This window comes from Glutamicibacter nicotianae (assembly GCF_006539525.1).
Lineage (GTDB): Bacteria > Actinomycetota > Actinomycetes > Actinomycetales > Micrococcaceae > Glutamicibacter > Glutamicibacter nicotianae.
On the sequence record NZ_BJNE01000006.1, the window covers coordinates 188,397 to 196,291 of the forward strand.

Below are 7,895 nucleotides of genomic sequence, written 5' to 3' on the forward strand. Positions count from 1 at the left end.
GTTGATGCCGATCGGGCCGGATCAGGCGGCAAGCTCCTCCACGGCGTCAAGCGAGAATGCGCGCTCGAAAGCTGCCTGGACCTCGTCGGTATGGGCCACCAGAATGATCTTGTGGATCGGTGAAATGTGCTTGTTGGTCTCGACCCACCGGCTGATGGCTACATGGGCGATGTCGGCAACCTGTTCGGGATCCCATCCGAAGGCACCTGCGCCAATCGCCGGGAACGCGACCGAGTGGGCCTCATGGCGGGCGGCGACGTAGAGGGAATTCACGAAGCAATCATCGAGGATCTTCGGGTTCGGCTTGATCAGCGCCAGATTCGGAGCTGCGGTGTGCACGACCCACTTGGCCTGCAGATTCCCGGCCTTGGTGATGACGGCAATGCCCGAGGGGATTCCGTCGGGGTAGCGGTTGGCGCGAATCTCCCGGCAGGCGGCCAGCAGGCTGGGGCCGGCGGCTGCATGGATGGCGCCGTCGACGCCGCCACCACCGAGCAGTGAAGGATTAGCCGCATTGACGATGGCATCAACTTTCAGGGTGGTGATGTCGCCCCGGTACAGCTGGATTTCCATTTGGTACCTCCGAAGATCGTTCCGTATCGGCTCTATGATCACACCATACGCCCGGGCGCTGAGGACTGGAAGAGGCAAAACTTAAGGTTTCCTGCGTTTTCCAGAGCTCCATCGATCCTCGCCACGCAGGCCACGGCGGAAATCATGCGATGCATGAATTGGCACAACGTTGCATAAATATGAGTTGCATTGCATAAAGCTTTGCTAGAGTAGGGTGCAGTGCAATTTTTACCGGCAGAAAGGAACGGGCCATGGCCTCGTCAACAAATGAAGGATCGCTCTGGGGCGGTCGCTTCTCCGGCGGCCCAGCGGATGCAATGGCAGCGCTGAGCAAGTCCACCCACTTCGACTGGCGCCTGGCCAGCTACGACATTGCCGGATCCCGTGCCCATGCCAAGGTGCTCAATCGCGCTGGCCTGCTCACCGATGCCGAGCTGGCAGACATGATCACCGCGCTGGACCAGCTGGAAGCAGACGTGCTCTCCGAGGCCTATGTTGCCGCGCCCACCGACGAGGACGTCCACGGCTCGCTGGAACGCGGCCTGCTGGAGCGCGCAGGAACCACCCTGGGCGGCAAGCTGCGCGCCGGCCGTTCGCGCAATGACCAGATCGCCACCCTGGGCCGCATGTTCCTGCGCGACCACGCGCGGATCATCGCCCGCGGCGTTATCGACACCCTCGACGCCATGGTCCAGCAGGCCAAAGCGCACCCGTATGCGCCGATGCCCGGCCGCACCCACCTGCAGCATGCCCAGCCGATCCTGCTCTCGCACCTGCTGCTGGCCTACTCCTGGCCGCTGCTGCGCGACGTGCAGCGCCTGATCGACTGGGACAAGCGCGCCGCCGTTTCGCCCTATGGCTCTGGTGCGCTGGCCGGCCAGACCCTGGGCCTGGATCCGAACTTCGTCGCCGCCGAGCTGGGCTTCGACTCCGCCGTGCACAACTCGATCGACGGCACCGCAGCCCGCGACGTGTTCGCCGAATTCTCCTGGATCGCCGCCATGATCGGCGTGGACCTGTCCCGCGTGAGCGAAGAAGTCATCCTCTGGGCCACCAAGGAATTCAGCTTCGTGAAGCTGCACGACTCCTTCTCCACCGGCTCCTCGATCATGCCGCAGAAGAAGAACCCGGACATCGCCGAGCTGGCCCGCGGCAAGGCAGGTCGACTGATCGGCGATCTGACCGGCCTGCTGGCCACGCTCAAGGCGCTGCCGCTGGCCTACAACCGCGACCTGCAGGAAGACAAGGAGCCGGTGTTCGACGCCGCGGACACCCTGGAACTCCTGCTGCCTGCGGTCGCCGGAATGATGGGCACGCTGACTTTCAATACAGAGCGCATGGCCGAGCTGGCCCCGCAGGGCTTCGCCCTGGCCACCGACATCGCCGAATGGCTGGTCCGCCAGGGCGTGCCGTTCCGCGACGCCCACGAGCTCTCCGGCGCGGCCGTGCAGCTGGCCGAATCGCGCGGCGTGGAACTGTGGGACCTGACGGACGAGGACTACGCCGGGATCTCCGAGCATCTGACCCCTGCGGTGCGCGAGGTGCTCTCCACCGAGGGCTCGCTGAACGCCCGCAACGGCCAGGGCGGCACCGCCCCGAGCGCCGTCGCGGCGCAGCTGGAAGAGTTCGAACGCCAGCTGGCCGAGATCAAGGCCTGGGCCAAGTAGCACTGTCCACGTGGCAGCGGCCGTCGATCGGGAAGCATCCCGCCCGGCGGCCGCTGCCGTTTCAACCACAGCCTCCTGCCCTTGCGCATTTGTCCCAGGTTCGCGCTAGAGTGTGCTTCATGACACAACTCCTGGCTCCGGCCGAACTGATCGCACAGGTCACCACCGCATTGGATGAGCTGACCGTGCAGCTGCGCGAGGTTCCGGCCACGCAGTACACCAAGCCGAGCTCGCTGCCGGGGTGGAACACCGCCCAGCTGATCGCGCACCTGGCCTCTTTCGCGAAGGCCGCCGTGCGCCAATTCGAGCACGTCGGAGCGGACCAGCTGCCCTCGATGTACGACGGCGGCGCCGAGGGCCGGATCGAGGCGATCAACATGACCGCGCTGATGCGCCCCGAATCCCTGCGTGCCCTGGCCACCGACGGGTTGGCCCAGTTGCGCGCCGTCCTGCCCGGCGTCGAAGACGTCTGGGAGCAGCCGGTGGGGTACCGCCCGGGCGCCACGGCCGCGGACCTGATGTACGCGACCTGGCGCGAGATGCTGATTCACGCCACCGACCTGGACGAATTCGTCCGCCCTGCCGCCAGCTGGCCGGCGGCCTTCAGCGCGCACCTGTTCCGTGCGCTCGAAGCCCGCGTCCCGGAAGGAACGCGCCTGGTACTTCAGGCGCACGGGAAAACCCCGATCGTGCTCGGGAACGGCTCGAAATCCTGGGTCCTCTCGGGCGCGGATTTCGATTTGGCCGCCTGGATGGCAGGACGCCCGGCAGCCGGGCCGGTGCAGGTCACCGCGGCCGCCGATTCGGCCGCCGACCCGCAGCTGCTGCCCTGGCCCAGCGATCGGCTGATGGCCCGGTAGGCCACGCCGGGAGCTTCCGGAATGCCCCGACGCGGCGCAGGCGCCGCCCGAAATGTGCTCATGATTATGCACGAGCGTGGGAAAAGCTGCACGCAAAGGGACTAAAATTGGCAGACGTGACTACTTCTGAGAGCATTAGCGACCTGCTGGACCGACTGTGCGAGATCGTGCCCGACTACCCGCAGCCGGGGATCTCCTTCAAGGACCTCACCCCGGTCTTCGCCGACCCGGTCGGCCTGCGCCGCATGGTCGACGAGCTGATCGCACCCTTCGAAGGGCAGTTCGACATCGTCGCGGGCCTCGAAGCGCGCGGTTTCGTGCTGGCCGCGGCGGCCGCCTACGCATCGGGCAAGGGCATGCTGACCATCCGCAAGGCAGGCAAGCTGCCGCGCGAGGTCTACCGCGACGAGTACACCTTGGAGTACGGCACCAGCTGCCTGGAGGTGCACAAGGACGAGATCGCCCCGGGCACCCGCGTGCTGATCCTCGACGACGTGCTCGCCACCGGCGGCACCGTCGGATCGGCGGTCCGCCTGCTCCAGCAGACCGGCGCGAAGATCGCCGGCGTCGGCGTCGTGCTGGAACTCGACGGCCTGGGCGGCCGCGCCAAGCTGCCGGGGCAGCAGGTCGTGTCCTTGCAGGTCGTGCATTCCTGAACCTGTGTGGGCGGGTAACAATCCGCCACGGTTCCACGCCGCTGGCGAACAACCCTCCGGCGGGCCCGGACCGCGCGCGGGCAACGGCGCACGGGATTACCTGCGCCGGCGAAAAGGCGCGTATTATTATCTGTCCTGCGTTTTTACGCGGGAACCGTTGCACGCGGGGCCCTGCGCCCTGCACACGGGCACATCTTGAGCGCGAGGGGAAACTGGGTTGACCGACACCATCGAGGCCGATCTGCTAGCTGAATCCGAGTATGTGGGCCGCCTGTATGCGCGGCTGGACGAGTTGCGCGCCGAAAAGCTGGAGCAGCTGGAGCGCACCCGGGCCCAGGGGGCCGTGGGCACCTTCCAGAACATGTCCGAACGCGACTCCTTCGCCACGCTCTACGAGGACCGGATCGCCCAGCTCGACGCCGTCGAGGACCGCCTGGTCTTCGGCCGGCTGGACATGGCGGCCAACGGCCGGCAACAGCAGCCCGGCGACGCCGATTCCGCGGCCACGCCGCGCTACATCGGCCGCATCGGCCTGTCCGACGAGGACCTGAACCGGCTGATGATCGACTGGCGGGCCAGCGAAGCCGCCCCGTTCTACCAGGCCACCGCGCTGAATCCGCGCGGAGTGCGCCGCCGCCGCCACCTGATGCTCAAGGGCCGCTCCGTGGCAGGCATCGAGGACGACGTGCTCGACGAGACCTGGCTGGACGAGGGCCACACGCACCACGGCGAAGGCGCGCTGATGGCCGCCCTGCGCGAGAAGCGCACCGGCCGCATGGGCGACATCGTCGGCACCATCCAGGCCGAGCAGGACGCGATCATCCGCGCCCAGCTGCCCGGGGCCGTCGTGGTCCAGGGCGGCCCGGGCACCGGCAAGACCGCCGTCGCCCTGCACCGCGCGGCCTTCCTGCTCTACGAATACCGCGATCGGCTGAAGAACGCCGGCGTGCTGATCGTCGGCCCCTCCAACTCCTTCATGCGCTACATCGAACGCGTGCTCCCCTCGCTGGGGGAGACCGGCGTGGTCATGTCCTCGGTGGGCGATCTCTACCACGGAATCCACGCCGTGCCGGAAGCCAACCGCACCGTCGCCCGGCTCAAGGGCCAGCTGTCCATGGCCAAGGTGATCGCCAACGCGGTGCGCAACCGCCAGCGGCTGATCCCGGAAGACCGGACCCTGGTGGTGGAGGGTACGCGCTTGGTGCTGACCCCGAAGATGGTCAAGAACGCGCGCGAACGCGCCCGCCACACCCGCAAGCCGTACAACGAGGCTCGCGAGACCTTCGTCAAGGTGCTGGTGGGCGAGCTGGCCGAGCAGCTGCGCCGCAAGCTGGAGGAATCGGCCGGGCAGTCCTCGACCACCGACCGCTCCTACCTGCCGCAGGAGGTGCGCGAATCGCACGATGTGCGCGTGGCGCTGAACCTGTGCTGGATGCCGATGACCCCGCAGCAGCTGGTGGCCGAGCTGTTCGCCACCCCGCACCTTCTGGCCGCCGCGGCGCCGCATCTGGCCGAGCACGAACGCGACGCCCTGTACCGCCGGGCCGGCTCGCCGTTCACCGAGGCCGATGTGCCGCTGCTGGACGAGGCCGCCGGGCTGCTCGGCGACTTCGCCGACCCGCTGGAAGGCTCCCGCACCGCCCAGTACGAGGCCGATGTGGAGAACGCCAAGGCCGCCCTGCGCAATATGCACACGATGCTGGAAAACGCCGGCATCGACGGCGTGGTCACCGCGGAGCAGGTAGCCGGGGTGAACCAGGAAACCGCCGTGCGGCTCACCGCCGCCGAACGCGCGGTGGCCGACCGCACCTGGGCCTACGGGCATATCGTCGTCGACGAGGCGCAGGAGCTCTCGCCGATGCAGTGGCGCCTGCTGATTCGCCGCTGCCCGATGAAGTCCTTCACCATCGTCGGCGATATCGCCCAGACCTCGGCCGCCTCGGGCGCCAGCAGCTGGTCCCAGGCCTTGGAGCCGTTCTTCGGCGACCGCTTCGAACTCGAAGAACTGACCGTGAACTACCGCACCCCCGCGCAGATCGCCGACGCGGCGGTGCGCGTTGCCCAGGCCGCCGGCCTGCGCATCACCACCCCGCAGGCGGTCCGCGAGGGCGACTGGCCGCCGGTGCTGACCCGCACCACGGCCGACGGAGTGCAGGAGGCGGTGCTGGCCGCGCTGCGCGAAGAACTGGAATATTCGGCCGGGGGACTGCAGGCGATCATCGTGCCGCAGCAGGATCTGGCCCGCATCCGCGCGGCGGTCGAGCAGGTCTACGGCGACCGCGTCGGCAGCGGCTCGGGCGGGTTGAGCCAGGACATCGTGGTGATCACCGCGCGCGAGTCCAAGGGCCTGGAATTCGACGGCGTGCTGATCCTTGAACCTGCCGAGCTGGTGGACGAGGTCGACGGCGGCGTCGGCGATTTGTACGTGGCGATGACCCGCACCACCCAGCGGCTGCACGTGGTCCACGCCCGCGAGTTGCCCGAGGGCATGGAAGCCTAGCGGCCCGCGCGGTTGCAGATGTGACCAAGGGGCGGGCCGGGCAAGTGGCACGAGCCCGCCGGCAGGCGATAACCTTGAACCTGTGTGCCGGGAACGCAACCCCGACTCCCGGCGCGATCACAGGTGCACGCAGGCAAATGCGTGCACTCGGGGCAGAACGAAGACAGAAAATGGTCACAGTGAGCATGTCTGATACGAAGCAGAATCCCGTGATTGCGGGACAGAGCAACGACGCATCTTTCGAGAACGTCTGGCAGGAATTGAAGTGGCGCGGCCTGGTGCACGTGTCCACCGACGAAGCCGAGCTGGAACGAGCCCTGTCCGAAGAATCTGTGACCTACTATTGCGGATTCGATCCCACCGCGCCGTCCCTGCACCTGGGCAACCTGGTGCAGCTGCTGAACATGCGACGCCTGCAGCTGGCCGGCCACAAGCCGCTGGCCCTGGTGGGCGGTTCCACCGGCCTGATCGGCGACCCGCGGCAGACCGCCGAGCGCACCTTGAACACCAAGGAAACCGTGACCGAATGGGTCGCCAAGCTCCAGGCCCAGGTTTCCCGCTTCCTCTCCGCCGAAGGCGAGAATGCGGTGCGCCTGGTCAACAACCTGGACTGGACCGCGCAGCTGTCGGCCCTGGACTTCCTGCGCGACGTGGGCAAGTACTTCCGCGTAGGCACCATGGTCAAGAAGGAGATCGTGGCCGCGCGCCTGAACTCCGACGAGGGCATCAGCTACACCGAGTTCTCCTACCAGGTGCTGCAGGGCTACGACTTCCTGGAGCTGAACCGCCAGTACGGCTGCACCCTGCAGACCGGCGGCTCGGACCAGTGGGGCAACCTGACCAGCGGCACCGACCTGATCCGCAAGGTCCAGGGCAACTCGGTGCACGCCTATGGCACGCCGCTGATCACCAACTCCGACGGCACGAAGTTCGGCAAGTCCGAGGGCAACGCCATCTGGCTGGATGCCGAGATGTGCAGCCCGTACACCTTCTACCAGTTCTGGCTGAACACCGCCGACGCCGACGTGATCGACCGCCTGAAGGTCTTCACCTTCCTGACCCGCGAGCAGATCGCGGAATTGGAAACCGAGGTTGCCGAGCGCCCGTTCAAGCGCGTCGCCCAGCGCACCTTGGCCTGGGAAGTCACTTCCTTGGTTCACGGAGTGCAGGCCACCGAACAAGTGATCGCCGCTTCGGCTGCGGTCTTCGGCAACGGCGATCTTGGCGCAATCGATCTTCCTACCCTGGAATCGGTCATCGCCGAGCTGCCTTCGGCAAAGGTCGCCGCGGACGATCTGGGCATCCTGAATGTCCTGGTGGCATCGGGCCTGAGCAAGTCATTGTCCGAAGCGCGCCGCACGGTAGCCGAAGGTGGCGCCTACGTGAACAACGCCAAGGTCGACGGCATCGAAACCGAACTGGCCGAGTCGGACTTCCTGCATGGCCGGTACGCGATCGTGCGCCGCGGCAAGAAGAACATGGCAGTGGCTGAACTGGTCAAGTAAGGCCCGCGAACAGCTGCACTACACGAAACCGCCAGAAAAACTTGTGAACCAAGACACTTTTCTGGCGGTTTTGTTGTACCAAATTAACAAAATTCCTAGTCAAGCTCGAAATACTAAGGAAAAACAAGTCTGCT

General features: G+C 66.6%; 6 protein-coding genes. 5 read left to right on the forward strand and 1 reads right to left on the reverse strand.

Annotated elements, in window-relative coordinates; genetic code table 11:
- Positions 1-21: 21 nt before the first annotated feature.
- On the reverse strand, positions 22-573 hold the full coding sequence (locus ANI01nite_RS09375) for a macro domain-containing protein (protein ID WP_141357588.1): 552 nt from the start codon (positions 571-573) through the stop codon (positions 22-24).
- Positions 574-824: 251 nt separating this feature from the next.
- On the opposite strand from ANI01nite_RS09375, the gene argH reads away from it, so the two are divergent.
- From argH to tyrS, 5 genes are all read left to right on the forward strand, one after another.
- Positions 825-2,240 carry an argininosuccinate lyase gene (gene argH / locus ANI01nite_RS09380; RefSeq protein ID WP_038993666.1) on the forward strand — a complete coding sequence of 472 codons (1,416 nt, stop codon included), beginning with the start codon at positions 825-827 and terminating at the stop codon, positions 2,238-2,240.
- Positions 2,241-2,359: 119 nt separating this feature from the next.
- On the forward strand, positions 2,360-3,100 hold the full coding sequence (locus ANI01nite_RS09385; RefSeq protein ID WP_141357590.1) for a maleylpyruvate isomerase family mycothiol-dependent enzyme: 741 nt from the start codon (positions 2,360-2,362) through the stop codon (positions 3,098-3,100).
- 107 nt (positions 3,101-3,207) lie between these two features.
- Entirely contained in the window at positions 3,208-3,756 is a 549-nt protein-coding gene (locus tag ANI01nite_RS09390) for an adenine phosphoribosyltransferase (RefSeq protein WP_121866497.1), read from the forward strand.
- 217 nt (positions 3,757-3,973) lie between these two features.
- Entirely contained in the window at positions 3,974-6,256 is a 2,283-nt protein-coding gene (locus ANI01nite_RS09395) for a HelD family protein (RefSeq protein ID WP_141357592.1), read from the forward strand.
- Positions 6,257-6,441: 185 nt separating this feature from the next.
- Complete coding sequence (gene tyrS, locus ANI01nite_RS09400; protein WP_052254096.1) at positions 6,442-7,761, forward strand: tyrosine--tRNA ligase; 1,320 nt, start codon at positions 6,442-6,444, stop codon at positions 7,759-7,761.
- The last annotated feature ends 134 nt before the right edge of the window (positions 7,762-7,895 follow it).